A 375-nucleotide genomic window follows, 5' to 3' on the forward strand; every position below is an offset into this window, starting at 1 on the left:
GCGGGGTAGGCCGTGGTCATGAGACAGCAGCAGCCCCACCGCCAGCTGGCTCATGGCTGTAGGCAATCCCCACGTGCCTGCGCGAGTCCAAAGCATGACCCTCACTACTTTCAATGAACAAGCAAAACTCGAGCAACGATCCAATCCATCCTTTACGTACTTTTACAACGCCGAAGAATAGTTCCCCAGTCACTGATCTTCATCTTTTATAAACCACACCCAAACTTGTCAACCACTTAGCAGCGCAGGCACAACTGCGGGGTAGGCCGTGGTCATGAGACAGCAGCAGCCCCACCGCCAGCTGGCTCATGGCTGTAGGCAATCCCCACGTGCCTGCGCGAGTCCAAAGCATGACCCTCACTACTTTCAACGACA

General features: G+C 55.2%; 1 protein-coding gene. It reads right to left on the bottom strand.

Annotated elements, in window-relative coordinates:
• Positions 1–16: 16 nt before the first annotated feature.
• Entirely contained in the window at positions 17–193 is a 177-nt protein-coding gene (locus CSV76_RS17505; RefSeq protein ID WP_158232849.1) for a hypothetical protein, read from the bottom strand.
• Positions 194–375: the final 182 nt, after the last annotated feature.

Origin of the sequence: Sporosarcina sp. P17b, assembly GCF_002743115.1 — a bacterium.
Taxonomy (GTDB): domain Bacteria; phylum Bacillota; class Bacilli; order Bacillales_A; family Planococcaceae; genus Sporosarcina; species Sporosarcina ureae_C.